This window comes from Paenibacillus melissococcoides (genome assembly GCA_944800085.1).
Taxonomy (GTDB): domain Bacteria; phylum Bacillota; class Bacilli; order Paenibacillales; family Paenibacillaceae; genus Paenibacillus_B; species Paenibacillus_B melissococcoides.
Genome location: CALYLO010000003.1, coordinates 505,715 through 531,128, shown reverse-complemented (window position 1 = coordinate 531,128; position 25,414 = coordinate 505,715). Strand labels below are relative to the sequence as shown.

Annotated in this window: 25 protein-coding genes and 1 riboswitch; all 25 genes read right to left on the bottom strand. The window is 55.5% G+C overall.

All coding sequences use genetic code 11. The features are described from left to right. Positions 1-59: 59 nt before the first annotated feature. The 25 genes from ccsA to OCY70_RS13995 all read right to left on the bottom strand — a co-directional run bounded on the left by ccsA (position 60) and on the right by OCY70_RS13995 (position 25,225). Positions 60-1,313, bottom strand: a complete 1,254-nt coding sequence (gene ccsA, locus OCY70_RS14115; RefSeq protein WP_213426257.1) for a cytochrome c biogenesis protein CcsA — start codon at positions 1,311-1,313, stop codon at positions 60-62. After that, complete coding sequence (gene resB / locus OCY70_RS14110; protein ID WP_213426256.1) at positions 1,310-2,974, bottom strand: cytochrome c biogenesis protein ResB; 1,665 nt, start codon at positions 2,972-2,974, stop codon at positions 1,310-1,312. The genes ccsA and resB overlap by 4 nt, the downstream gene beginning before the upstream one ends. A 24-nt stretch (positions 2,975-2,998) precedes the next feature. Further along, the gene (resA, locus tag OCY70_RS14105; protein ID WP_249724456.1) at positions 2,999-3,523 is read right to left on the bottom strand and encodes a thiol-disulfide oxidoreductase ResA; all 525 of its coding nucleotides are present in this window, start codon (positions 3,521-3,523) and stop codon (positions 2,999-3,001) included. A 278-nt stretch (positions 3,524-3,801) separates the two neighbouring features. Next, a complete protein-coding gene (locus OCY70_RS14100; protein ID WP_213426255.1) occupies positions 3,802-4,545 on the bottom strand; it encodes a pseudouridine synthase in 744 nt (247 codons plus the stop codon). 550 nt (positions 4,546-5,095) lie between these two features. After that, positions 5,096-5,629, bottom strand: a complete 534-nt coding sequence (locus OCY70_RS14095) for a spore maturation protein (protein WP_213426254.1) — start codon at positions 5,627-5,629, stop codon at positions 5,096-5,098. An 80-nt stretch (positions 5,630-5,709) separates the two neighbouring features. After that, the gene (locus OCY70_RS14090) at positions 5,710-6,354 is read right to left on the bottom strand and encodes a nucleoside recognition domain-containing protein (RefSeq protein WP_213426253.1); all 645 of its coding nucleotides are present in this window, start codon (positions 6,352-6,354) and stop codon (positions 5,710-5,712) included. Positions 6,355-6,398: 44 nt separating this feature from the next. Continuing rightward, complete coding sequence (locus OCY70_RS14085) at positions 6,399-7,628, bottom strand: D-alanyl-D-alanine carboxypeptidase family protein (protein ID WP_213426252.1); 1,230 nt, start codon at positions 7,626-7,628, stop codon at positions 6,399-6,401. A gap of 215 nt (positions 7,629-7,843) precedes the next feature. Then, positions 7,844-8,281, bottom strand: a complete 438-nt coding sequence (gene ytfJ, locus OCY70_RS14080; RefSeq protein ID WP_213426251.1) for a GerW family sporulation protein — start codon at positions 8,279-8,281, stop codon at positions 7,844-7,846. 137 nt (positions 8,282-8,418) lie between these two features. Beyond that, on the bottom strand, positions 8,419-9,126 hold the full coding sequence (locus OCY70_RS14075) for a DUF2953 domain-containing protein (protein WP_249724453.1): 708 nt from the start codon (positions 9,124-9,126) through the stop codon (positions 8,419-8,421). Positions 9,127-9,369: 243 nt separating this feature from the next. Further along, a complete protein-coding gene (locus OCY70_RS14070; RefSeq protein ID WP_213426250.1) occupies positions 9,370-10,071 on the bottom strand; it encodes a metal-dependent hydrolase in 702 nt (233 codons plus the stop codon). After that, positions 10,072-10,689: an SMC-Scp complex subunit ScpB gene (gene scpB, locus OCY70_RS14065; RefSeq protein WP_213426249.1), complete on the bottom strand. Its 618-nt coding sequence runs from the start codon at positions 10,687-10,689 to the stop codon at positions 10,072-10,074. It lies immediately after the preceding gene. Next, on the bottom strand, positions 10,658-11,452 hold the full coding sequence (locus tag OCY70_RS14060; protein ID WP_213426248.1) for a segregation and condensation protein A: 795 nt from the start codon (positions 11,450-11,452) through the stop codon (positions 10,658-10,660). The genes scpB and OCY70_RS14060 overlap by 32 nt, the downstream gene beginning before the upstream one ends. 81 nt (positions 11,453-11,533) lie before the next feature. Continuing rightward, positions 11,534-12,001, bottom strand: a complete 468-nt coding sequence (gene ribH, locus OCY70_RS14055; RefSeq protein ID WP_213426247.1) for a 6,7-dimethyl-8-ribityllumazine synthase — start codon at positions 11,999-12,001, stop codon at positions 11,534-11,536. 54 nt (positions 12,002-12,055) lie between these two features. Continuing rightward, entirely contained in the window at positions 12,056-13,297 is a 1,242-nt protein-coding gene (locus OCY70_RS14050; RefSeq protein ID WP_213426246.1) for a bifunctional 3,4-dihydroxy-2-butanone-4-phosphate synthase/GTP cyclohydrolase II, read from the bottom strand. 23 nt (positions 13,298-13,320) lie between these two features. After that, positions 13,321-13,980: a riboflavin synthase gene (locus tag OCY70_RS14045; RefSeq protein WP_213426245.1), complete on the bottom strand. Its 660-nt coding sequence runs from the start codon at positions 13,978-13,980 to the stop codon at positions 13,321-13,323. Continuing rightward, positions 13,961-15,130: a bifunctional diaminohydroxyphosphoribosylaminopyrimidine deaminase/5-amino-6-(5-phosphoribosylamino)uracil reductase RibD gene (gene ribD, locus OCY70_RS14040; RefSeq protein WP_213426244.1), complete on the bottom strand. Its 1,170-nt coding sequence runs from the start codon at positions 15,128-15,130 to the stop codon at positions 13,961-13,963. The genes OCY70_RS14045 and ribD overlap by 20 nt, the downstream gene beginning before the upstream one ends. Before the next feature lie 268 nt (positions 15,131-15,398). Then, a riboswitch (FMN riboswitch) is annotated at positions 15,399-15,564 on the bottom strand. 84 nt (positions 15,565-15,648) lie between these two features. Then, positions 15,649-16,140, bottom strand: coding sequence for a VanZ family protein (locus tag OCY70_RS14035; protein WP_213426243.1), 492 nt, complete (start codon positions 16,138-16,140; stop codon positions 15,649-15,651). 40 nt (positions 16,141-16,180) lie between these two features. Continuing rightward, the gene (locus tag OCY70_RS14030) at positions 16,181-16,993 is read right to left on the bottom strand and encodes a transglycosylase SLT domain-containing protein (RefSeq protein WP_213426242.1); all 813 of its coding nucleotides are present in this window, start codon (positions 16,991-16,993) and stop codon (positions 16,181-16,183) included. A gap of 457 nt (positions 16,994-17,450) precedes the next feature. After that, a complete protein-coding gene (locus OCY70_RS14025; RefSeq protein ID WP_213426241.1) occupies positions 17,451-17,888 on the bottom strand; it encodes a peptidylprolyl isomerase in 438 nt (145 codons plus the stop codon). A 123-nt stretch (positions 17,889-18,011) separates the two neighbouring features. Then, on the bottom strand, positions 18,012-19,352 hold the full coding sequence (lysA, locus tag OCY70_RS14020; RefSeq protein WP_213426240.1) for a diaminopimelate decarboxylase: 1,341 nt from the start codon (positions 19,350-19,352) through the stop codon (positions 18,012-18,014). Between the two features lie 153 nt (positions 19,353-19,505). Then, the gene (locus OCY70_RS14015; protein WP_213426239.1) at positions 19,506-21,260 is read right to left on the bottom strand and encodes a spore germination protein; all 1,755 of its coding nucleotides are present in this window, start codon (positions 21,258-21,260) and stop codon (positions 19,506-19,508) included. Between the two features lie 1,079 nt (positions 21,261-22,339). Next, the gene (gene sigF / locus OCY70_RS14010) at positions 22,340-23,095 is read right to left on the bottom strand and encodes an RNA polymerase sporulation sigma factor SigF (RefSeq protein ID WP_213426238.1); all 756 of its coding nucleotides are present in this window, start codon (positions 23,093-23,095) and stop codon (positions 22,340-22,342) included. Positions 23,096-23,106: 11 nt separating this feature from the next. After that, positions 23,107-23,556 (bottom strand): anti-sigma F factor, encoded by a 450-nt coding sequence (spoIIAB, locus tag OCY70_RS14005; RefSeq protein WP_213426237.1) that lies wholly within the window; start codon positions 23,554-23,556, stop codon positions 23,107-23,109. Further along, a complete protein-coding gene (spoIIAA, locus tag OCY70_RS14000) occupies positions 23,553-23,906 on the bottom strand; it encodes an anti-sigma F factor antagonist (protein WP_006676804.1) in 354 nt (117 codons plus the stop codon). Before spoIIAA ends, spoIIAB begins: the two co-directional genes overlap by 4 nt. An 89-nt stretch (positions 23,907-23,995) precedes the next feature. Next, positions 23,996-25,225: a D-alanyl-D-alanine carboxypeptidase family protein gene (locus tag OCY70_RS13995; protein ID WP_213426236.1), complete on the bottom strand. Its 1,230-nt coding sequence runs from the start codon at positions 25,223-25,225 to the stop codon at positions 23,996-23,998. Positions 25,226-25,414: the final 189 nt, after the last annotated feature.

The window sequence follows — 25,414 nt, the reverse complement described above, 5'->3', positions numbered from 1 at the left end:
GTTATACGCGTAACTGGACAGAACAAGGTCCTGTCCAGTCGCATGCGCAGCTGCCCGGATTATACTCCGGCATAGGAATGCAGCCCGGAGATAATGAGATTCACTCCGACCAAAGTAAACATAACGATCAAAAAGCCAATGACGGCAAGCCAGGACGATTTTGTCCCGATCCAGCTTCGCGACAGGCGCAAATGCAGGTAGGCGCTGTAAAACAGCCACGTAATGAGCGCCCAGACCTCCTTCGGATCCCACCCCCAGAACCGGGACCAGGCAATCTGCGCCCAGATCATCGCGAAGATCAGCCCGCCCAGCGTGAACACCGGGAAGCCCAGCGCGATCGATCGGTAGCTGATCTCATCGGCCAGCTCCGGATCGACGCCGCGGACCAGCGGTTGAATCGACTTCGCGATCGGCTTGCGGATAATCACACGAATGAGGCCGTACAGCACCAGTCCGGTCAGCAGCGACCAGATGACGGTGTTCAGCTTCCGACCCGCCTGCACGCCCTTCATCCAGCTTGGCGCTTCCATCAGCGGCAGCGATATGCCGATAAAGCTCGGCACCTTCTCCAAGGAAGCCGAGTCACTGTTGTACGGAGCGACCAGCGGCGGCATTTGATACGTAACCTTTTCCAGCCTCGTCTCGATCTGACCGTTCTTGACGCTCTCCAACTTCTGATCGATGATGACCTCGTATCCGGCTCCGCGGAAAATAAAGACGATCGAGATAAAGCCGACGACGATAACGATGCTGGCCATCGTGAATTCGAGCCAATGCTGCGGCCGGCGCGGCGCCCCGGCATCCCAGCGGATCGATCGCAGCAGATGAAGCAGGCCGGCCAGGAACCCGACCGCGAAGAACGCGTAGCCGAGCGCGACCATCGTAACATGGATATAGAGCCAGATCGAGTCCAGCTGCGGGATGAGCGGCTGAACCTCGCTCGGAAAGACAGAGGCATAGCCCATAATGATAACCGCTAGGGGCACTCCGAACACCCCGAGCACCGTCGAACGGTAGATCAAATATACCACGACGAAAGCGGCAATAATCATCATCGCCAGGAAGGACATAAATTCGTACATATTGCTGACCGGAATATGCCCCGCGCCAATCCAGCGCGTGAAGAAGTAGGCCGCCTGCGCCAAGAAGCCGATAATCGTCACGGCGAACGCAATCTTCCCCCACTTCCGTTCCCGGCGGCCGTAATCCTGGGACTTGCCGCCCCCGAGGGCGAACACGAACAGAATGAACGCGATACAGAACAAGAAAAATGCGACTAAATAGGCGTCCTGGCTAAATTGTAGCAAATTCAAGCCTTATTCCCCCCACGATCTATCATTTTGGAATCCACCTGCACATCGGCGGCCGCCAATGCGCGTGCCACTTCATTGCGCAAGCCGAACCAGTTTTTGTTCGTATGCGCTCCCAATGCGAGATTCTGTCCGTCCAGCCGCAGCCATACGCGGCGGTGCTGCCAGTAGAAGCCCATCACCAGGCCGATCATGCTGATGGCGGCCCCGACCCAGATGAACGGCATCGCCGTATCCTTGCGTACCGTCAGGTAGCTCGTGGATTCGGACATCGTCACATCCTCCATCGAGGGCACGCGCAGCTCGAACCGCTCCGCCATCTTGCCGTTAATGACATCCTGCTGGAAGCGGACCTTATCTTTTTGCAGCGGGAAATAGAGATAAGGCTCTCCTTCATCCGATAAGCCAGGTCCCTTAATCAGGAAAATAAAAGCGGGAGCATTCGGCTCCTGCGACAGATTCGTCGGCTCGCCTTTGCTGTTCAAGCCAAAGTCCATGAATTTGCTCGTTAATTCCAGCGTATACGGGCCTACCTTATACTCGCGTTCCGTCCGGTTCACTTTGAGCTCGAATTGCCCGTATATTTCGCCCGTAGCCGGATTCCGCAGCTCAGGCTTGACCGCCACGAGCTTCGGCGTCAGATCGAAATCGAATTGATACGCCGAGATGCCGTCGTATTCCAACGGCTCGTTGACCCTGATATCATGCTGGTGAACCTTCTCCAGCACCGGCTCCGCCACCGGATCGTCGCACTTGTCGACACAGCGGAACAGGGTCGCCTTCGTCTCGAACAGCTTCGCGAATACCCGGCCTTCCTTGACGAATTGCTCCGGCATCTCGTCTTCCGAATAATACTCGACCGTAAAATGATCATTTTGCAAATAGTACGGCGTATTTGGAATTTCGCGCGGCTCTCCCTGCGGAAATCCGGCGTAATACTCCATATGCCATCCCGGAATGCTTCTTGCCAGCACCGCCAGCAAGAAGATGATGAGTCCGATATGGTTGATATAAGGCCCCCAGCGGCTGAAGCGGTTCTTCTCCGCGAGCAGCGCCCCGTCGTCGCGGACGATGCGGTAGCCGCGCTTCTTGAGGGCGTCCGACATTTTGTCCAGCCATGCCTCCGGCTCCTCCTTGATATCGCCCTGATAGACGACGCGCTGCCGCGTAATGAATTGCTCATGCTTGCGAACCTTTTGCTTATGTAAAGCGCGGTACAGCGGAAGGACCCGGTCCAGACTGCAAATGACGAGCGAGGCCCCGATCATGACGAGCAGCGTAATGAACCACCATGATTCATACGTATGGGACAAGCCGAGCAAATAATAGATATGCCCGAGCGTGCCATAGGTCTGCTTGTAGTACGTCGCGGCGTCGATCGAGATGAAATTGCTTTCCTGCGGATAAATCGTTCCGAGAGAAGCCCCGATCAGCGTAATGATAATGATGATGATCGCGATTTTGACCGAAGAGAAGAAGTTCCAGATCCGGTCAATCCATGAAGGATTCGCTTTTTGCGATTTGCGGGCGACGCCGTCATATCTCATCTCGAGCACCGCATCGGACCCGGACTCCTCGTTCTGCGGTTTGCCGCAGGCTTCGCACAGCACCGTTCCTACGGCGTTCTGATGCCCGCATTCACATTTCGTGTTGACAAACGCCACGTCATTGCCCTCCTTCCATCCCGGTTAGGTGCCTGTAATCTGCTGAAGATAAGCATTCAGTTGATCACGGGATAATTCTCCGACATGGATGGCGTGGACCTTGCCGTTCGGCTTAATGAAGAACGTGGTCGGCATCGGCCCGATCCCGAACGCCTTGATCGCCTTCCTCTTTTGATCGAGCAGCATCGTGAAACCCACGTTCACTTTTTTCATATAGTTCTCGACGACCAGAGCATCTTCCCCCGCATTGACGCCGACAACCTCGACCCCGCGTTCCTTCCAGTCATCCGCCGTGCTCTGCAAGGCGGGCATTTCCCGCTCGCACGGCTCGCACCATGATCCCCAGAAATTCAGGACGACCGTCTTGTCCCGGTAATCGCTTAACTGAACCAGTTCGCCCTGTACGCTCTGCAAGGTCAGGTTCGGTATCGCATCCCCGGTTTTTGGCGTCTCCGACTTCTTGAAGGCGGAACTGACAGCGAAGCCGCCGAGCAGAAGGATGACCGCCAAAATAATGATTTGGACTGTCTTATTGCGTTTCCCCATCATCTGCGCCCCTTCCAGAGGTTGTTCATAAAACCGGTGTGCTCCCTCTTCGAGTTCAAGCAACCTTCTCGGTGCTGAAAACCGGCCCTTTTGAACACTCGTTTCTATGACATTTTTCACAATCAGGCAGAGGAGTTGCTACAATTTCCGCACACCATCCACGATCATTATAATTCATTGGTTGCGCGCCCCCTCTTCCTTAATATGAAAATTATGTGTCATAGCAACGGGAAACAAACCCCACGCCTGCCGGGTTCGTTCCAACCGATTCAGGAATCGGTTCAGGCCTCTGTGCGGTTCGCCTTGATCGCCATCTTCAATTCGTTGACCTCGGATTTGGTCAGATGCCGGAATTTGCCGCGTGGAATCCCTTGCAGGAAGATGCTGCCGAATTGTACCCGCTTCAGCTTCACGACAGGATGCCCGATCGCTTCGAACATCCGGCGCACCTGGCGGTTGCGCCCTTCGTAGATCGTAATGCTGATCGTGGCCGATTTGCGCTCCATATCGACATCATGATATTCCACCTCAGCCGGCTGCGTCATGCCGTCCTCAAGCTGAATGCCCTCTCTCAGCTTCTCCAGCAGATCGCCGTGCGGAATGCCCTTGACGGTCGCATGATATGTTTTCGCCACATGATGGCGCGGATGCATGAGCATGTTCGCCAGATCGCCGTCATTGGTTAGAAGCAGCAGCCCTTCCGTATCGTAATCGAGCCGCCCTACCGGATAGACCCGCGCCCCGATGCCCTTCACAAAATCAAGCACCGTTTTGCGACCTTCGGGGTCCGACATGCTCGTAATAACCCCTTTCGGCTTGTGGAAGGCGGCATATACTTTGTTGGCATTCGCGGTAATCGGCTTGCCGTTCACGGTAATGATGTCTGTCGCGGGATCCGCCTTGACCCCTAGCGCGGTCACGACCTCCCCGTTCACCTCCACCTTCCCGTCCAGTATCAATTGTTCACATTTGCGGCGCGACGCAACCCCTGCGTTTGCCATTATTTTTTGCAATCGTTCTTCCATTGATGTCTGTCACCTCAAACCTATGATATCCTTTTGTGAACAAGACCACAAGCCGTAGGTTCAAAATATTGTCGAAATCCATGACAAAGGGGGTGTCCCAAAAGTAGTATTCAACTACATTGAGACAGCCCCCTTATTCTTATAGCTCGACTCGCCGAAAAACTGCAATAATACACCTTTCCTTTATGAAGTGTACTCCGTTACAGGGAATCCTGCAAAACGGCATCAATTTCAGACTATCCAATAGATAATAGAAAAAAATCGATGAACATCATGTACTATTGCAGGAACTTCATCAAAAGCGGCATTAAGAGCAGAAATTGCTGCATCCTCGCAGGATTTCCCTGCTTCATCCATCTTCCGCCGTTTTGCGTGCCGCCGTTTTTCCGAACTATACAGTTTCTATCCGAGACTATCCATTTTTCCGATCTGTACAGTCTCTATGCGAGCGTTCCGTTTTGCCCGCATCCACATTCTCTGTTGACTCGTCACCTCAATCATTTTGCAATGCCTATGAGAGACTGCCTTCCCATAATTCGCTTCCGTCCTCTCACCCGAACACGAGCAGACAGACGATAACGGCGGCCACAAACCCGACCAAATCGGAAAACAGGCCCACCTTGAGCGCATAGCGTCCCTTGCGGATGCCGATCGCTCCGAAATAGACCATCAGCACATACAGTGTCGTGTCGGTGCTGCCCTGAATGGTGGAAGCCATTCGTCCGATCATGGAATCGGCGCCGTAGGTCTTAATCAGATCGGTCGTGAAAGCGAGCGAACCCGCCCCGGTTATCGGCCGCAGGAAGGCAAGCGGAAGCACTTCGCTCGGCACTCCGAACCAGCTAAGCAGCGGAGCGAACCAGCCGACGATCCACTCCATCGCCCCGGAGGCCCGGAACACGCTGATGGCAACCATCATCCCCACGAGTGTCGGAATGATGTTAATCGAGGTCTGGAAGCCTTCCTTCGCCCCTTCCACGAACGATTCATAGACGGGGATGCGCTTGAAATACGCATATAAAGGGATGAAGACGATAATGGCCGGGATGGCCCATGCAGAAATAAGCGACACTACAGCGTACATGAGCAGCCGTCCTTTCCGAACGAGTGATGAAATCCCTCTTCAGCCAATGGCGCTTGACCGCATGACCGGCCTGCCCGGTCTTAGTCGGGCATCGGCGGCACGCCAAGCCCTGCCCGGCCGCTTCCTGCCGTCTGGCTTGGCGGACGGGCCGAAGCCCGGTTGCGGTACCACCGATCGGCCGCAATCGCGGCGATCGTCGCCACCATCGTAGCGAGCAGCGTCGTGCCGACGATCTCGGCCGGATTGGCCGAGCCGAAATTCATCCGAATGGCGATGAGCGTCGTCGGAATCAGCGTGATGCTGGATGTATTGATCGCGAGCAGGGTGCACATCGCCGGCGTCGCCGTCTCCTTGTCCGGATTCAGCTTCTGCAGCTCTTGCATCGCCCGTATCCCCATCGGCGTCGCCGCGTTCCCCAGGCCGAGAAGATTCGCGCTCATATTGGACATGATGTACCCGAGCGCCGGATGATTGGGCGGCACGTCCGGGAACAAAAAACGGACGATCGGGCCAAGCGCCTTCGCGATTTTGGCCAGCAGGCCGCCGTCTTCCGCGATGCGCATCATCCCCAGCCAGAACACCATTACGCTTATCAGACCGAAGCTGACCGTCACTCCGGTCTTCGCTCCGTCAAAAACCGCTTCCGTCACCGCTTCAATCCGCCCTTGGGCGGCCGCCGCGATAAATCCGACCAGCAGCATGAACATCCAGATTGCATTGACCATCGTTCTCCCCCCTTATGACTTGCGGCGCTCCCTTCCCGTTGCGGTTAGCGCGCATGGAATAACGCGCCTGCCGCGGACCGCAGCCCGTCGAACCATCTGGCGGCGGCGGAATCCGCCTTGCCTGTCCCGGCGCCGGCCGCTGGGGCATCCTCCAGTTGGACGGCGATCAGCGGCTTGCCGTCCAGTTCATAGCGAAGCGTCCCGCGGTAGCCTAACCGGTAATCGAGACTTCCCGCCGCAACAAGGCGGACGGAAGCCTTCACCCGGCCGCGCTCATCTTCTCCAAGCGGATAGGCGACCGAGGCTGTAGCTTGCAGATGCTCATAGCCTTGGATCTTGTCGCCCTTGGCGATGAGCGGCACCGCCGGAAAGGCCGAGAACCCGTAATCAAGCAGGCGGGAATGATCGAGCCAGTCGTTGCCGTCGTTGAGCGTCACGACCGCAAGCTGCTGGCCGTGTCTCGTCGCCGAGCTGACGAGACAGCGAAGCGCTCTTGACGTATAGCCGGTCTTCACCCCGTCGGCTCCCTCGTATAGCTGCAGCATTTTGTTTTTATTGGTCCATTTATAATCCCAATTGGCATTCGGATTCGGCACGGTCTTCACCTTTGTGCGCACGATCTCCTGAAAGGTCGGATTGTGAAGCGCGTACGCGGACAACCGGGCCAGATCGTTCGCCGTCGTATAGTGCCCGTCGGCATCCAGCCCATGCGGGTTGCGGAACTGCGTCTTTTCCAAGCCAAGCATTTCCGCTTTCTCGTTCATCATGTACACGAACCCTTCTTCCGACCCGCCGACATGCTCCGCGATCGCGACGGCGGCATCATTGCCGGAGCGAAGCATCAGCCCGTACAGCAGATGATGGAGACTCATCTCCTCGCCTCTGCGCAGGTACAAGGAGGATCCTTCCTTGGCGAATGCCCGCTTGCTCGTCTTCACGACATCGCTCAGCTTGCCGGCTTCAATCGCCACGATGGCGGTCATGATCTTCGTGGTGCTTGCCATCGGAAGCGGCTCCTCGCCGTTCAGGCTGTACAGAATCCGCCCGCTGGCGACGTCGATCAGCGCGGCGGCCTTGGCATGGATGGCCGGGGGCTTTATCCGCTCGGTGAGACGTTCGGGCGCGCGTTCGGGTTCCGCCTGCGCCACCGCGCCGGAACTATCGGAAAAGCCCGCGCTTCCGTTGCTCGCCCCGCTGAACGGGCTAAGGACAAGAAGCACGGAGCTAATAAGCAGCAGCTTTTTGGTGAATCCCGCATTGGTGAATCGGATCATAAGGCCCTCCTTTTTGTGATGCGAGTCCAATTGTTACCATGTGTATGCTTGTCTTCTCCCAGGTATGCGGAAGCAGACGAGAACACATGCGAAAGAAGACGCCGTCGCCTCCACACGACAAACAGCGTCAAGCCCGCTCCTCCTTCGCACATCGCTTAGCGGATGGGGAAGGCAGGCGAACTTGACGCTTCTGCATAAGATAGCGCATGGCGATATCACGCCTCTTCTTCATTCAGTCCGTCGTACCGGTCGCGCGTGAACATCGCTTCAATCCGGTCAATGACACTCGGGGTGACGTCGATAATCCGTTCGAGCAGATGGGTCTGATTATCGAGCGACACGACATTGATGCCTTGCTGGCCGACGACAAGGAACGCAATCGGGGTCAGACAGACGCCGCCGCCGCTTCCGCCGCCAAACGGCAGGGCATGAGACGATTTCCGATCCTCATGTCCGTTCCCGCCGGAGCGCCGCGGATCAATGCGGAAGTCGCTCCCTCCCGCAGCGAAGCCGAAAGCGACGCGGCTGATCGGAAGTATAACGCTGCCGTCCGGGGTCTGAACCGGATCGCCAACGATCGCGTTTACATCGACCATTGCTTTGATATTCTCGAACGCAGCTTGCATTAATCCTTCGACAGGATGTTCTGCCATTGCCTTGAGTCCTCCTCCGCATATATAAAATAGTGCCGTTCCAAAAGCCGAAAATCGGCTTTTTCACACCTATCCCCTCATCAGGTACTGCCTGCACGTTCATAGCTTGCGCACAAATAAAGCGTAGTATGTATAAGCTATCCCTGCACCTTCCGTGCGTTGGCTTCCGCCAGCGTCCGCCGCCACATGCCGATGCCGCCTTCGGCACGGACAATCCGGAAGGCAAGCCGGATCACCGAGCGAATGACATGGCCGACTCGGATCTCGGCAATACAGACGATCCGGGTGGAGAAGTAGGGATAATGAAATTGAGGGGTAATTCCCAGTCTCGGATAATCCTGAAAGCGAAGCGAATAGCTTAACTTCCCGACTAGCCATGACTTGAGGGACCAGGTCGTTCCCGCGGCGATCGCGGTTCCGGCCGGATCGCCGACCCCGAGTTCCGTCTCCCAGATGAACAGCCAGCACTTCATATGGTCCATCGTCTCCTCGACCCATTCGACGATGCCTCTTGTATGCCGGACCAACCGCTTGATCCGTTTGGCGTACCGGGCCACGCTCTCCCGGTTTACGTTCCGCTTCGTTTTATCCTGGCTGCCCCCGCCGAAGTTCTCTTTCTTCTTCTTCTGCTTCAGATTAATGCCTTCTTCCATATTAATGAAGCGGATAGAGCGCCATTCGTACCGCCAGCGAATCCATCCGTAGAAGGCCCGGATAATAAGGGATACCCGCTCATGCTTCTCCACCTTGTGAATGACCAGCTTGCATTCGACGGTCGAGAAGAGAATCAGGAAGAGCAGCATGGCGATAACCGCCGCGACGCCTGCCATAATCCACATCCCCATAGTCTGCCTCCGATCCGAATAATTTCCTGAACTAACCGTATTATGGCCTTTTCGCCAATCAGACATGCAGGAAGTACCATCGCGGGGTTGCCGAGGCGGACGGCCAAGCACGGCAAAGCCCGCCGCAGATCGACTGGCGTCGTCCGCTGGCGGGCTTGTGTATGCCGCTTCTTTCCGTTCTTATCCATTACATTATTCGATCTGCTGCTCTCCGGATCTTTTTCCCGCCTATGCCAGCGCAGGTCAGCCCAGCTCCAATTCATCGGTGTCAAGCGAATCTCCCGGCGCCAGCTCCACGCCCTGAATGCCGATCACCATCAGTTGAGACACGAACGCCGCGCCGTCCTGTTCAATCGGCGGGAACGTATTGTAATGAATCGGGATGACGACCTTCGCCTTGACCCATTGCGCGGCCAGGATCGCGTCCTCCGGATCCATCGTGAAGAAGCTGCCGATAGGCAAAAAGGCGATATCCGGCTTATACCGCTCTCCAACCAGCTTCATATCGCTGAACAGGGCGGTATCGCCCGCGTGATACACGGTCAATCCATCCATCTGAAGCACGATTCCCGCCGGGTTGCCCAAATATTGAGCCTGACCGTTCACCGTGACCGAAGAGCTGTGGAGGGCATTGACCCATTTGATCGATCCGAAGTCGAACGTGCCTCCCCCGCCCAGATTCATGCCGATGGCGCGCGCTCCCTGCTGCTCCATATACTCGGCCAGCTCCACGATGGCCAGTATGGTGGCGTCATTCCGCTTCGCAATGTCTGCGGCGTCGGCGATATGATCGCCATGCCCGTGGGTAAGCAGCACATAATCCGCCTGAATCTGATCCGCCGTGGTCTTGGCGGCAGGATTGCCCGTAAAGAACGGATCGATGATAAGCCGATGCTTCCCGGTATCGATTTCGACGCAGGCATGCCCATGAAACTGAATTCGCATTTAACGATCTCCTCCTTCTTCATTCACATCTTCAATCGTCAGCTGCCGTCCTTCTAATTTCTCGAACAACAGCTGCGTCTCCTCCTCCAAGCCTTCACTTTGTTCGAAGGCCGCGGCTTCCGGCAGCTCGGCTAAGCTGGCGAGCCCGAAATAATCGAGAAACGCGCGTGTCGTGCCGTACAGGATCGGCCTTCCGATCGCTTCGGCCCGGCCCGTTTCTTCGATCAGGTCCTTGTTCACGAGCGTCTGAATGGCCCGATCGGACTTGACCCCGCGAATCTCCTCGATCTCCACGCGAGTGATCGGCTGGCGGTAGGCCACGATGGCCAGCGTCTCAAGCGCTGCCTGGGACAAAGACGAGCGGGAAGGCGAATAGGCCATCCGCTCGAAATAAGGCGCATGATCCGGCAAGGTCGCCAATTGATACATGCCCGCAATGGCGACGATCTGGATCCCGCGCTTCGACCGCTCCATGTCCGCCTGCAAATCATGCAGCGCCTCCATGACGATTTCCTGCCGCTGTTCCGTAATTTCTGCGATTTGCTTACTATTTAAACCTTCATCTCCCGCCATAAACAGGAGCCCTTCAATAATCGACTTCAACGTCTGAAAGTCCATCTTCTTCCACATCCCCTTGCCACTGAATCACGATTTCATCGAATACCCGATCTTGAAAACATCGAATCTGCTTCATCTTCATTAATTCCAGCACCGCAAGAAACGTCACAACCACCTCATGGCGGGTCAAATGCTCGCTCAGCAGCTTGGAGAACATCAGCTTGCCTCCTCTCCCCACCGGCCGCAGCACCGTGACGATATCGCGAATCCGATCCTTCACGGAAATCTCGTCGCGGTGAATCGTGGCAACCATCGTGCGGCGGGACGCTTTGCGCAGCGCCTTCTGGAAGGCGGCAATCAAATCCGACACATGGAGTCCTTCCACCGGATTCGACGGCTTCGATGGCATGAACGGAGTCAGATCCTCCGGCTCCTTCGTGAACAGCAGGCTTCGCTCCGCTTCCTTTTCCCGCAAATGCTCGGCGATTCCTTTATACTTCCGGTATTCTACCAGCTTGCGTATCAGTTCCGCTCGCGGATCCGGTTCCTCTTCTTCGTAGTCCATCAGGTCGTCGTCCCATTCCATGACAGGCGGCTTCGGCAAGAGCTGCTGGGACTTCATCGCTAACAGTGTCGCTGCCATCACGAGAAACTCGCTCGTAATATCCAATTCCAATTCCTTCATGCTATGTAAATAATCCATATATTGATCGGTGATCTCGCTGATCGAGATATCCTGAATGGCAATTTCCGCTTGATCGATAAGGTGAAGCAGCAGGTCAAGCGGCCCTTCGAACAGCTCCAGCTTGTAAGTGACGGACACGAACGTTCCTCCCGTAAAAAACAAATGTAGCGCCCGATATAAAGGGTGTACCTCTATAAAGGGCACTACATTAAATAAGCACTATTTCAGCTGATTCGTCAAGTTAGCCATCTCGATTGCCGTTGTCGCCGCTTCCCAGCCCTTGTTGCCGGCCTTCGTGCCTGCGCGCTCGATCGCCTGCTCGATCGAATCCGTCGTCAGCACGCCGAACACGGTCGGCACGCCTGTTTTCATATTGACTTGAGCGACCCCTTTGGCCGTCTCGCTGCACACATAATCGAAATGCGGCGTAGATCCGCGAATGACGGCGCCCAACGTGATTACCGCGTCATACTTGCCGCTTTCCGCCATTTTCTGGGCGATAAGCGGAATCTCGAATGCGCCGGGAACCCAGGCGATCGAGATCTCCTCATCCTTCACGCCGTGGCGCTTCAGCGCGTCCAGCGCCCCGGACAGCAGCTTGGAGACGATGAATTCATTGAAGCGTCCGGCAACGATGCCGTATTTTAATCCTTCCGATACTAAATGACCTTCAAATACATGTGGCATAGGTAAAACCTCCCGATGGAATATAGGTTGCTCTGTGAACGGCTAGCTTGTGATTCAGGATTCGATTTGTTCGTTCTGCTCGATATCATCGAAGACGAGCATATGTCCGAGCTTCGCCGCCTTCGTATGCAGGTAACGGGTATTGTCTTCGTTTTCCTGCATCTGAATCGGCACCCGCTCGACAATTTCCAGGCCGTAGCCTTCCAGCCCTTTGATTTTACGGGGATTGTTCGTCATGAGCCGGATGTGGCGGACGCCGAGATCCTTCAGAATCTGCGCGCCGATGCCGTAATCCCGCAGATCCGCCGGGAACCCGAGCTTCAGGTTCGCGTCGACCGTATCGAGCCCTTGTTCCTGAAGCTTGTACGCCTTCAGCTTGTTAATGAGGCCGATTCCCCGGCCTTCCTGCCGCATATAGAGGAGGACGCCGTTCCCTTCCCGCTCAATGGCGCGCAAGGCGGCCGCGAACTGAGGCCCGCAGTCGCAGCGGTGCGAATGGAATACATCGCCGGTCAGACATTCGGAATGGACCCGGACCAGCACCGGCTTCGTGCCGTCGATCTCGCCCTTCACCAAGGCGACATGCTCTTTGTTATCGACCTCGTTCGTGTAAGCGATCGCCCGGAACACCCCGAAGTCGGTCGGCATGTTCACTTCGACTTCGCGCCGGACCAGATTCTCCTTCTCGTTGCGATAATGAATCAGATCTTTGATGCAAATGAGCTTCAAGCCGTGCTTCCGCTTGATCTCGATCAGGTCTGGCAGCCGCGCCATCGTCCCGTCTTCCTTGATGACTTCGCAAATGACTCCCGCCGGGGACGCTCCGCACAGGCGGGCCAGGTCGACGGCCGCTTCGGTGTGGCCTGCGCGGCGCAGCACGCCGCCCCGCTTCGCGATAAGCGGGAAGATGTGGCCCGGACGGCGGAAATCCGCCGCTTGCGCCTTCGGATCGAGCATCTTCCGAATCGTCAGCGAGCGCTCATGCGCCGAGATGCCGGTCGACGTCTCGACGTGGTCGATCGACACCGTGAACGCCGTCCCGTGATTGTCGGTGTTGTGCGTAACCATCGGCGGCAGATCCAGCTCTTCTGCCCGCTCGGGCGTAATCGGCACACAGACGAGCCCGCGGCCCTCGGTAATCATGAAGTTGATCGCTTCCGGCGTCGCCTTGTCGGCCAGCGCCAGGAAGTCGCCTTCGTTCTCGCGATCCTCGTCATCGACGACGATGATCACTTTGCCTTCCATTAAGTCTCGGATGGCATCCTCTATCGTATCGAACTGAAATTGTTCACTCATCGCTCTTCCCCCTTTGCATGATGTCACATAAAGCCGTGTTCCGCCAAAAAGGCGCTGCTGATGCGGGAGCTTCCGCTCGCGGCGGAGCGGCTGCCGAAGGCCAGCAAATGATCGACATATTTGGCCAGCACATCGCATTCGATATTGACCGTGTCTCCCGGCTGCTTGCCGTGGAGCGCCGTCTCGGCGAGCGTATGCGGAATGATCGAGACGGCGAACATTCCCTCTTCCGCCCGGGTGAGGGTGAGGCTAATACCGTCCACGGTAACCGATCCCCGCGGGATCATATACTTGGCTATGCCAGGATCCTCGGCGAGGAACTCGAACACGACCGCGTTCTCCTGGGCCGACCGGCGAATAATGCGCGCCAGCCCGTCGACATGGCCCTGTACGATATGCCCGCCGAAGCGGCCGTCCGCCGCCATCGCCCGTTCCAGATTGACCGGAGCGCCCGGCTGCAAATCCTTCAGGTTCGTATGCCGGAACGTCTCGGGCATGACATCCGCCATGAAGGATCCGGAGTCGTGGGAGACAGCAGTCAGGCATACTCCGTTCACGGCGATGCTGTCGCCGATCTTCATCCCTTCCAGCACTTTCGCGGCCCGGATATGCAGCACCATCGCTTCTCCGCGCTTCGTTACGGCCTGGAGCCGGCCGACTTCTTCAACGAGTCCCGTGAACATCGTTGCTTCCTCCCTTCTGATCCAGCGTGGCGGCAATCCGTTCAAATACGGTGCCGAACGGATAACCGCTGATGCAAACATTATCTCCCAGAGTTTCCACCTGCGTATGCCGGAGCCGGTAAGCGTCGTTCATCCGGCTTACACCGGCGAAGGCGAAGTTGGCCGGAGCCGCCGCGCCGCCGACAATCGTCGGCGCATAGAACAGCACGACCCGATCCACCCAGCGCCCTTCCAGCATCGCCCCGTTCAGGCGGCCGCCGCCCTCTAGCAGGATGGAGCCGATCTCCTGGCTTCCGCACCATTCCATCATGAGCCGCAGATCAACCTGCGGCCCATCGCCCGCGGCAATTACCTGTACGCCGCGAGCCTCCAGCGCTTCCCGCTTCCCGGCATCCGCCCGGGAAGTCGTGAACACGATCGTCGGCGCGGAGCGGTCGGCGACGACCTTCGCCTCCAGCGGCAGCCGGAGCCTTGAATCGACGATAAGCCTCGTCGGATGAAGGCCCGGCACGGCAAGCCGCGTCGTCAGGGACGGATTATCGGCCAGCACCGTGCCGATTCCGGCCATAATCGCCTGATGGCGGTGGCGCATCGCGTGCACCCGTTCCCGGGCCTGCTCGTTGGAGATCCACCGGCTGTCGCCCGTATGCGTCGCGATGCGGCCATCCAGCGTGCTCGCCGTCTTGAGCGTGACGTACGGCAAGCCGGTCGTGATGTACTTGGCGAACATCTCGATGAGCGCCTCGGCCGCGGGCCGGAGCACGCCCGCCGCCACATCGACGCCCTGCTCGCGCAGCAGCTTGGCTCCCCGGCCGCTGACGGCCGGGTTCGGATCAAGGCAGCCGATGACGACGCGCTTGATTCCGGCTTCCAGGAGCCGAAGGCTGCAGGGAGGCGTCTTGCCGTAATGACTGCACGGCTCGAGCGTCACATAAGCGGTGGCGCCGCGCGCGGCTTCGCCGGCCATCTGCAGCGCGTGCACCTCCGCATGGCCTTCGCCGCGCCGCAGGTGGGCGCCCAGTCCGACGACCCGGCCTTCGCGGACAATGACGCAGCCGACGGCCGGATTGATGCCGGTCTGCCCCATGGCCCGTTCCGCCATATCCAGCGCAAGCTGCATGTAAAACTCATCATTGATTACCGGATGCACCAGAACGTCCCTCCTTCTTTTTACAGCTTGCCCCATCGCAGCAAAAACCCTTCGGAATCCTCCGAAGGGCTAGGTTGTTGAGCTTACAGGTATGTACTCTTTTTCATCATAGGCACAGTCAAATAAAACAGTCCGGAATCGTTGGCGAAAAAAGAGACGGAACGCAACCGCCTTCCCGCGTACGACAAATAAACCGGCTGATTATCGGCACTGAAAAAAACTATGTGAAAAAAGAACTAAAAAGAGTTAAAAAGAAAACTCTTCTCCTGACGCCCTTCTCCCATCCAGACTATACTGTCGGCTCTGGAGTTGCACCAGATCCACCGTTCGAACGAAGTTCGCCCGGGTCACGGACTAAGGAAGCCGATAGCCGTCAACAGCGCTATCGTTCCATCACCGCCGGTCGGGAATTGCACCCTGCCCTGAAGGTTCAGCAGATATCATATGGAGTAATCAACAATCGATTACGTAACGGATCTTATCACTTGTAGCGAAAAAAGGCAAGGCCATCCCTCACCTCACCTTCTCCGCCGGGCCGCAATGACGATTGCATAGGCGGCCAGTACGAGCGCCACTCCGATAGAGTCGACCGCAACGTCGGCGAGATGTCCGGTCCGCCCGGGCACAAAGGTCTGGTGCCACTCATCGGAACAGGCGTATAGGACGGCAATAAGCCCGCTCCCCGCCGCCACCAAGCCCTTCGAACGGACGCGCGCCGACAGCGTCAAGATAAGCAGCAGCGTCAGCAGGGCGAACTCGGCGATATGCCCGCATTTGCGGATAAAAAATTCGACGAAATGGTAAGGCTCCCGCCACGACACAAGACTCCCGTCATAAAAAAATTCCCAGCGCGGAACATAACGGAGCAGCTTCTCTTCGGAGACGAAAGAGCCGAGCGCCGGCTTCATATCCTGAACCGAATACGGTTCGGCCGATTTCATGAAGATAAACGCCATCCAGGCGATGGTCAAAATGAACCATAGAAGGCCTAACCGGCTTCTCTTGCGCATAAATTCGCGTGCCCCTTTCTATCTAGAGCTTCCAGCCCGTTCAATTCGCCTGTCTTGTACGCTGGATTCTCATCGTCTGAGCCGGCTTCTGCTGCTTCGGAGAAGCCATATTCGACCCCGACTTCTTTTGGGCCGTCTTGACGGCCTGCGCAGCCTTTGCCGCTTCGCGCTCATAATGGGCCTTCGCTTTCAGCACTCTTTTCGTATAGGCGCTGTCCAACGTGCCTTTGTCCTGAATCCAGCGCTTGGATCCATATCTACCACGATTATAAGCGAGGAGCATCGCTTTTTCCAGGTCATCGCCCTTATACTTGTCCTTCCAATAAGCGCGGCATTCGAGCAGTTCGGCCAGGCCGAGCAGAATATTGTCTTTCGGCTCGAACATATCGAGATTCGGGCGCCCGATCGCTTTGGACAGCCGCGATACGTTGACGGAGTTCATTTGCACGAGCCCGTAATCCTCCGTCCCGTTCGGATTGCTGTGCACCAGGTCTGTATCGAAGTTGCTTTCCACTTTGATCAAAGCCAAAAAGGTAATATAATCAATCTTCTTTTTGCGCGTTTCCTTCCAGATCATATCAAGCACTTCATCCGGCAGCTTAATCGACGGAATGTGCGGACGAATGGGCGCCTCGCTCTTTGCCGACGCTGATTGAATACGAACCTCTTTTTCTTTCCCGCTGCTCTTATGCAAGTCTACTTGCCGCGCTTGACGTTCCACTTCCAGCTCGAATACGAGCGGCACCCGATCGATATACTCCTGATACGTCGCCGTCTCTCTGTTCAGTCCGTCCAGGCTGCAGGATGTAAGAACAATTGCCGCGCCTACGACGGTTATGACACCTTTCCTCATGTTCATCTCCTCTTAATGACCCTACCCCGACTTCGTCGGTACCGATATCCGGTTGCGTTTCTCTCTATCTCTGCTTATTCAAACTTGGTCAGCTTGAAACAAATCATGGTATTTCCGATTCTCATCAGGGGACATGTGAGATATACGGGAAGGCGGAAATGATAGAAGCGATGTACTACGGATGCAATGGATTGATTGGTAAAAGAGGGGTTCATTTGGGGTAATTCAACCTGATTTGTTCTCAATAGCTTCGGGTCTGTTCTGATTTGGCGTAGGCCGCATGCTTGCGTTGCCGCTGCCGGCCGGCTGACTGCCGCAATTACCAGGGAACGCATGTTCGTTCTTTCCTAGCATTTTATCATCTTCTATGATTATACGCAATATTTTTATCTTGTCTAATGTTTCTGTATCTAAAAAAAAACCTGCTCCCCAGTTAACGGGAGCAGGTAGGCGAAAGTTAGCCTTCTAGAACGCGTACTTCCTTCATTTTATCCCCTTGCTTGATTTGGTCGACAACTTCCATTCCTTCCACAACCTTACCAAAAACCGTATGCACGCCATCCAAATGCGGGAAAGCGTCATACGTGATGTAAAATTGGGAGCCGCCGGTATCTTTGCCGGCATGCGCCATCGCGAGCACGCCGCGAACATGCTTGTGCGGATTGCCTTGCGTCTCGCACTTGATCGTATACCCCGGTCCGCCCATTCCCGTTCCTTGCGGGCATCCGCCTTGGGCGACGAATCCCGGAATGACGCGGTGGAAGGTCAACCCGTTATAGAAGCCCTCATTCGCCAGCTTCTCGAAGTTGGCTACCGTTCCCGGCGCTTCTTTCTCGTGCAATTCGATTTTGACGGTGCCGCCCTTTTCCATCTCAATTTGTGCAAATTTGCTCATTATGTATGAACTCCTCTCATATCTCGTTGTGGGATGACTATCGATAACGATTATACGTGATTTCGGCGCAAAAAGAAAACCGCCCCGCTCCGCCCAATTGCAGGCGAATGCGGGGCGCGGAATTTATCGGCCAAGCGGCTGCGATTCGCGTTTTTCCATTCGTGCCGGAATCAGATCGCAGCGGACAATATCTTCATGCGTTTCGCGGCGGACGACCAGATCGGCTTCGCCCTCCCGGACAAAGACAACAGCCGGGCGGGGAATCCGGTTATAATTGCTTGCCATCGAATAGTTATAAGCGCCGGTGCAAGAGACGGCCAGCAGATCTCCAGCCGTTACGGATGGCAGCGCCACATCCCAGATGAGCATATCGCCGCTCTCGCAGCATTTGCCCGCAATCGAGACCACTTCATCGGCCGCATCCTTCGCACGGTTGGCCACGATCGCCTCATATTTCGATTCATACAACGCCGGACGCGGATTGTCTGTCATGCCCCCATCGACGGCAACATACTTCCGAACCCCGGGGATATCCTTAATCGAACCGATGGTGTAGAGTGTCGTGCCGGCTTCCCCGACGATGCTGCGGCCCGGCTCGACCCAAATCTCAGGCAATTCGCTGTAGATCGGCCCGAAGTGCGTGCGCACCGCTTCCGTTATCGCCTTCACGTAATCCCGGACAGCCAGCGGCGTATCGCCTTCAACATAGCGAATGCCGAAGCCGCCGCCCAGATTCACGACGCGGAAGACGACATTCATCTGGCTGAGCACGTTGGCCGCGAACTCCGCGACGCGCTGTACCGCCATCTGGAATCCTTCCGTCTCGAAAATCTGCGATCCGATATGGGAGTGAATCCCGAGCAGATGCAAGCCTTCCGCATCGGATGCTTGCGCGATGGCCTGGAACGCCGTTCCGTTTCCGATATCGAAGCCGAACTTGGAATCCGTCTGCCCGGTCGAGATATATTCATGGGTATGCGCTTCGACGCCGGGCGTAACGCGCAGGAGCACCGATACTTGCTGGCGCCGCATTTTGGCGAGCGCATTCAGCAGGTGCAGCTCGGCGAAGCTGTCCACGACGAAGCATCCGATGCCGGCATCAAGCGCCATCTCGATCTCGGCCGGCGTCTTGTTGTTGCCGTGAAAATGGATCCGTTCGGCAGGAAAGCCTGCCTGCAGCGCCGTATGCAGTTCCCCTTCAGATACGACATCAAGGGACAAGCCTTCCTCGTCCGCGATGCGGCACATCGCCATCACGCAGAACGCCTTGCTCGCGTAGGCAACCTGGAAGTTCAGGCCCGATTCGCGAAACGCTTCCATATATTCGCGGGAGCGGGTACGAATGAGCGCCTCGTCCATGATGTACAACGGTGTTCCGAACTGGTTTTTCAAGGTGGTCACATCGCAGCCGCCGATTTCGAGGCGGCCGGATTCATTGATTGTACTTGTTCCATGTAAGTGCATCGTTCTATTCTCCCCATTTCCTCATCCATACACTGGATCTCCCAGCACCATGAAAAATATTACATCGAGTATACCAGTCCATTCTATATGGAAGAATGGACTTTTGTACATAACGTTTGCAATTATAGCTTTATCGCGACACCGTGTCATTCTCTACGTCTGCAGCTCGCCGTTACCCCGGCCGGAAGAGCGATCCGGCGGCATCTTCGTATTATCGCGCGTCTTGTTGAAGCTCGGCCGCGTTTTCATGTTCAGGACCGGCTGCCGGAACAGAATGTTGAACATCGCCTTCGCGTTGAAAGGAATGAACGGCCACAGATAAGACGAATTGTAGGAGCGGTTCAGCGACAGCCATAGAATGAACAGCGTAATGCCGATAACCAGTCCCGGCACCTTGAATAAGGCTACCGCCACGAGCAAAAGGAGCCGGACAACCCGGTTGGCGAGTGACAGCTCGTAGCTAGGCGTGGCGAACATCCCGACTGCGGTAACAGCCAAATACAAAATGACCTCATTGACAAAGACGCCTGTCTTCACCGCAATCTCGCCAACCATGACCGCCGCCACGAGACTAAGGGCGATCGCCAGCGGGGACGGCGTATGGACAGCCGCCATGCGCATTAGGTCGATGCCGATTTCAGCCAGCAAAAACTGCAGGAAGATAGGCAGCTTCGCCATGGTATGCGGACCGATAATCTGCAGGGCCGGCGGCTTAATCCCGGGCTCGATCACCATCAGCATCCAGAGCGGCAGCAGGAACAAGGACGCAAATATGCCGATGAAGCGAATCCATCGCATATAGGTCCCCATGAACGGCGTCTGGCGGTTCTCTTCGGCATGCTGGCACAGATCGAAGAACGTCGTCGGCAGCATCATAACGGAAGGCGACGTATCGACGAAAATGACGACATTCCCGTCAAGCAATTGTGCCGCCACCACGTCGGGCCTTTCGGAATACCGCACGAGCGGATACGGATTCCAGCCTTTGTTGATAATAACCTCCTCCAGTTGCTTATCGGCGAGCGGCAGCCCTTCCAGATTGGCAGCCTTAATCTTTTTGCGGACGGCTTCCACCTGGGTCATGTCGACGATATCATCAATATATGCAATGCAGACGTCGGTTCGCGTCCGTCTTCCGACCTGTATGATCTCATATTTTAAGCCTGGATCGCGAAGCCGCCGCCGGACCAGCGTAACGTTCGTGAGCAGCGTCTCGGTGAATCCGTCGCGAGCCCCGCGCACGACCTTTTCCAGTGAAGGCTCCTCCGGCCCCCGGGACGGGAACGTCTTCACATCCGTAACAATCGCTTCCGACTCATGCTCGATGAAGAAGGCGCTGCCGCCAGCGAGCACCTTATTGATTACTTCGCTAAGCCTGTCTACCTTTTCCACCTGAATATGCGGGATATAGCAATCAAAAAATGCCTTAAGCGCATTCGGGGTCAGCGATTTTTTTTCCAGGAAGGTAAGACGCGTCAAAATGATCGTCATAACCTCATCCTTGGCAAATCCATTCAAATAAAAGAGGCCGACACGCCGCCCGCCGAATGTCATTTCCCGAAAAATCACATCAAACGAATCGGTAAAACCGACGACCTCCTTTAACGTCTTCTTCGTATCCTCCAGCCTTTTCGGAATATCGTCATCGCAATTCCAATACGCGATTGCCTCTTCAATCGTATTCGAGACTTCGACCGGCCCCCGAACGCTGTCGCCTGCCCCCGCTTTTGCTTTCCCGCCCTTATTGCCTTTACCTTTCTGTCCGGGTCCGCTCTGCTGGCCTGCATTCGCCATGTCGCGCTGCTGCTTATGATTCCGAGCTTCGCATTCATGCGAATCGTCCGCGGAACGCGGAGGCTGCAGCTCCCCTTCCGTCTGAGCCGACTCATGCGTCTGCTGCTCCCTCATCGCAAAAAACCTCCTGTCGCCATGTTGATATGTACTCTTTAGTATGGTTGAGTTCCTTTGCATTATGAGGAAAGAACCGGGTAGGAAACATTTGCATCGGTTCCCTTGCTTAGCTCGGCCCGCCCCCAGCCTCCAATCGGACTATTCATTGGATAGCCGTTATCCTCTCCGAAGCCTTTTCGCCACTCCCCCTTCGGTCAGCAAGGATGGTTGCGGATCATATGGGGCCGTATTGCCTTATGAACGTTATCCCATTCCGTCAGAGTAGGTCGGCATGTAAGTAGTCCTTACGAGCACTATCCCGTTCAGTCATGGCAGAACGACATGCTAACCGCTCCCTTATGACCACTATCCCGTTCAATCAGAGCGGGTCGGCATTTCTGCAGGGGCTTATGGGCATTATCCCGATAATTCAGGCCAGTCATGGGGCAGGGCCTTTCCAGGGCCTTTCAGAGCTATGTACCGGTCTTTGCTGAGAGCAGAGTGCGGACTCTGAGCTAACGGGAGAATGATCTAAAGGGCTGCTCAACACTTCACACCCCATTCGACATATGTACGAACATCTAACGTTTTGAACTTATGGCAATAACAGAGCATCCGACGGAACAACCGGCATCAGCGAGTATCGAGGAGTGTCAGTAAGTATTTCCGAGTTTCATTGAGTAGCAGTGAGTAGCAGTGAGTATCAGTGAGTACTGCGAGTATCACCGAGTCTTGGCGAGTTTCGGCGAGTTTCGGCGAGTTTCGGCGAGTATTGACGAGTCTTGGCGATATTGGCCAGTTTCGGCGGGTATCGGCGGGCGTCAGTTAATCAGTTGCCTCCATCGATATCAGCGCAATAATCCAAACGCATTACAACCTTATAGCGTGGACCATGAAACAGACCCTCTCAGATCTGTCGATTCAAGCTTTGCGGACGACTGAAATCATACCCCTGAACTAATGGGATAATGTTGGCAAGGGCTTGCCCCGCTACTCCACTCCCTTTCCCAGATAAAATATGAACATCTTACGTCCTCCTGACACTGACACGCCAACATATAAAAGACACCGCAGGAATACTCCTTGCGGTGTCCGCTTTATTGTGCAATTTGCGCCTTGATGGACTGCAATATTTTTTTCTCCAGCCGGGATACCTGCACCTGGGAGATGCCGAGCCGGCCAGCTACCTCCGACTGCGTCTGGTCGCGGTAGTAGCGCAGATAGACGATAAGCCGTTCCCGTTCGCTTAAGCCTTCAATCGCTTCATTCAGCGCCAGCTTGTCGAACCAGCGGTCCTGGGAATCATCCGCGATCTGATCCATCAAGGTGATCGGGTCCCCGTCGTTCTCGAAGACGGTCTCGTGAATCGAGCTCGGCGGCTTGTTCGCCTCCTGGGCGAAGACAACATCCTCCGGCGAAATGCCCAATTCGTCCGCGACTTCCTTAATCGTAGGCAGACGATCGAGCCGCTTCGAGAGCTCGTCCTTCATTTTGCGGACCTTGTTCGCCATTTCCTTCAAGGAACGGCTCACTTTGATCGTACCGTCATCGCGCAGGAAGCGCTGAATTTCTCCGATAATCATCGGCACGGCATAGGTGGAGAATTTGACATCATAGGTCAAATCGAATTTGTCGACCGATTTGAGCAAGCCGATGCAGCCGATTTGGAACAAATCATCCGGTTCGTAGCCGCGGTTGATAAAGCGCTGCACGACCGACCATACAAGCCGGATGTTGCAATTGACCAGCGTTTCGCGAGCCACGGCGTCACCCGCTTGGCTCAGCGCTATCAGACGTTTTACTTCTGCGTCGTCCAAATAACTTTGCGACGATTGCTTCACATCAGCTTTCATGGCTTCAACCCCTAATTGTAGAGCGCTTTTTTGGATTCGATCCGCTTTTTCATGCGGATGGTGGTACCGGCGCCCAATTCGGTTGTCACTTCAAATTCATCCATGAAGTTCTCCATAATGGTGAAGCCCATGCCCGAGCGTTCCATGTCCGGCTTGGATGTAAACAGCGGCTGCCTGGCCAGTTCGACGTCTTCAATGCCACGCCCCCGGTCGGTGACCGTCAACATAATTTGGTCGCCCTCAATCTCCGCCGTAATCGATACGATGCCTTCCGGATTATTGTCATATCCATGAATGATGCTGTTCGTCACCGCCTCGGAAATTACGGTTTTCAAATCCGTCAGCTCTTCCAGGGTCGGATCCAACTGCGCAACGAAGGCCGCCACGGCGACGCGGGCGAAGGCTTCATTTTCCGAGCGGCTGGAAAATTCCAATGACATTTTGTTCGAATGTCCACTCATGATACGTCCTCCAATCCAAGGAGCGCCTGGCGCTCGTTATCGTAGACATGCATGATTTTGAACAAGCCAGACAGCTCGAACAACCGCCGTACGGCAGGGTTCAGATCACAGACGGCCATTTTTCCGCCTCTGCCCTTAATCTGCTTGTATCTGCCGAGAATGACCCCCAGACCGGAACTGTCCATGAAGGTCAATTCGCTCAAGCTCAACACCACATGGTTCACCTGTCCGCGCTGAATCGCTTCATCCAACTGCATGCGTACAATTTCCGATGTATGATGATCCAGCTCTCCCCTCAGACGGGTGATCAGTACATTGCGCCGGTGTTCCAATTCCACCTGCAAGTTCATGCGAATCACTCTCCTCCCATGTTGCCGATACCATTCGTCACCGCCAAACCCAATTCCTGCCTGGCGACAAAACTAGAAGAAGCATGCTGTTATTTGACAAAAAACAACTTTCCGCACGTCCGTTTGAACAGCGTCCACCAGCCGGCTTTCGCTATAGACTCGGTTGCTTCGACAGGGTATTCGCGGATCGCTTTATCCCCCTGATACACGATAATCTTGCCAAGCGACTGGCCCTTCTCGATCGGCGCTTTGATGGATTCCGGCGACTCCAGCTTGAAATGGACGTTATCCTTGGAACCGCCCTTTTTGAGCAACACATGGTAAGGGCGCTGGGCCACCAGATCAAGCGACTCGACCATCCCTTTTTCTACCCGGATGCTGCCAATGGCATCACCCTTCTTCAGAATCGGGACGTTCATGTATTGGGCAAATGCGTAATCGAACATTTGCGTCACTTCCGCATTGCGCGTCTTCGTATTCGGCTCGCCAAGCACGACCGCGATAACGCGCAAATTGTCCCGCTTAGCCGAGGCAGACAAGCAAAACTTCGCTTCCGAGGTATACCCCGTTTTGAGCCCATCCGCCCCCTGGTAGAACCGGACCAGCTTGTTCGTGTTGACAAGCCAGAACTTTTTAGCGGTGTTTTGGCGCAAGTAATCTTCGTAAGCCCCCGTATATTTCGTGACGTCCGGGTATTGAAGCAAGGCTTTAGACATCAGAGCGATGTCATACGCGGATGTATAATGATTTTCCGCAGGAAGACCGTTGCTGTTCTCGAAGTGGGTATCCTTCATGCCGAGTTCTTTGGCCTTCTCATTCATCATCTGCACGAATGCTTGTTCCGATCCCGCCACCTTCTCCGACATGGCGACCGAAGCATCGTTCCCTGAAGCCATTGCAATACCTTTCATCATTTCATCGACCGTCATTTCTTCCCCGGGCTCGAGGAAGATTTGAGAGCCACCCATTGATGCCGCATACTCGCTCGTCGTCACTTTATCCGTCGGCTTCAGCTTGCCTTGATCTATCGCTTCCATCACAAGCAGCATCGTCATGATTTTCGTAATGCTGGCCGGCGGGAGCCGATCATGGCTGTTTTTCTCGAAAATGACGGTACCCGTATCCGCATCCATCAGGATGGCCGAGCGTGCATGTTCCGCTAGCTTCACTTCTGCTGCGCCCGTTGATGAAGTGGCCTGACTAGGCTCTTCCGTTCCGGTCCATGGCGGCACGTCGGCGAACGCTGCAGCGGCGCCGGTTGTCATCAGGCTGGCGCTAAGCAATGCGGAACATGCCACTCTATATAGCCTATTCTTCAAAGCAGTTCCCCTCCTACAAGAGTTGTGCACAACAGAATGGACGAGTCAATCCTCTGCCAGATGTGCTTAGTTTCAGTCTTGTCTGAATGCAAGCAAAATATTCCACCTCTTTCCGGACATAAAAAAAGTTTCTAGCAAAACGAAAAGTTTCGCTAGAAACGGTAACCCTCATGGATTGCCGTTGAGGGA

Coding starts and splice junctions, on each gene's coding strand:
- resA (WP_249724456.1), bottom strand. CDS start 3,523: ATGATGGGGAAACGCAATAAGACAGTCCAAATCATTATTTTGGCGGTC.
- OCY70_RS14100 (WP_213426255.1), bottom strand. CDS start 4,545: ATGGAAGAACGATTGCAAAAAATAATGGCAAACGCAGGGGTTGCGTCG.
- OCY70_RS14095 (WP_213426254.1), bottom strand. CDS start 5,629: ATGTACGCTGTAGTGTCGCTTATTTCTGCATGGGCCATCCCGGCCATT.
- OCY70_RS14090 (WP_213426253.1), bottom strand. CDS start 6,354: ATGGTCAATGCAATCTGGATGTTCATGCTGCTGGTCGGATTTATCGCG.
- OCY70_RS14085 (WP_213426252.1), bottom strand. CDS start 7,628: ATGATCCGATTCACCAATGCGGGATTCACCAAAAAGCTGCTGCTTATT.
- ytfJ (WP_213426251.1), bottom strand. CDS start 8,281: ATGGCAGAACATCCTGTCGAAGGATTAATGCAAGCTGCGTTCGAGAAT.
- OCY70_RS14075 (WP_249724453.1), bottom strand. CDS start 9,126: ATGGGGATGTGGATTATGGCAGGCGTCGCGGCGGTTATCGCCATGCTG.
- OCY70_RS14070 (WP_213426250.1), bottom strand. CDS start 10,071: ATGCGAATTCAGTTTCATGGGCATGCCTGCGTCGAAATCGATACCGGG.
- scpB (WP_213426249.1), bottom strand. CDS start 10,689: ATGGACTTTCAGACGTTGAAGTCGATTATTGAAGGGCTCCTGTTTATG.
- ribH (WP_213426247.1), bottom strand. CDS start 12,001: ATGCCACATGTATTTGAAGGTCATTTAGTATCGGAAGGATTAAAATAC.
- OCY70_RS14050 (WP_213426246.1), bottom strand. CDS start 13,297: ATGAGTGAACAATTTCAGTTCGATACGATAGAGGATGCCATCCGAGAC.
- OCY70_RS14045 (WP_213426245.1), bottom strand. CDS start 13,980: ATGTTCACGGGACTCGTTGAAGAAGTCGGCCGGCTCCAGGCCGTAACG.
- OCY70_RS14035 (WP_213426243.1), bottom strand. CDS start 16,140: ATGCGCAAGAGAAGCCGGTTAGGCCTTCTATGGTTCATTTTGACCATC.
- OCY70_RS14030 (WP_213426242.1), bottom strand. CDS start 16,993: ATGAGGAAAGGTGTCATAACCGTCGTAGGCGCGGCAATTGTTCTTACA.
- OCY70_RS14025 (WP_213426241.1), bottom strand. CDS start 17,888: ATGAGCAAATTTGCACAAATTGAGATGGAAAAGGGCGGCACCGTCAAA.
- lysA (WP_213426240.1), bottom strand. CDS start 19,352: ATGCACTTACATGGAACAAGTACAATCAATGAATCCGGCCGCCTCGAA.
- OCY70_RS14015 (WP_213426239.1), bottom strand. CDS start 21,260: ATGAGGGAGCAGCAGACGCATGAGTCGGCTCAGACGGAAGGGGAGCTG.
- sigF (WP_213426238.1), bottom strand. CDS start 23,095: ATGAAAGCTGATGTGAAGCAATCGTCGCAAAGTTATTTGGACGACGCA.
- spoIIAB (WP_213426237.1), bottom strand. CDS start 23,556: ATGAGTGGACATTCGAACAAAATGTCATTGGAATTTTCCAGCCGCTCG.
- spoIIAA (WP_006676804.1), bottom strand. CDS start 23,906: ATGAACTTGCAGGTGGAATTGGAACACCGGCGCAATGTACTGATCACC.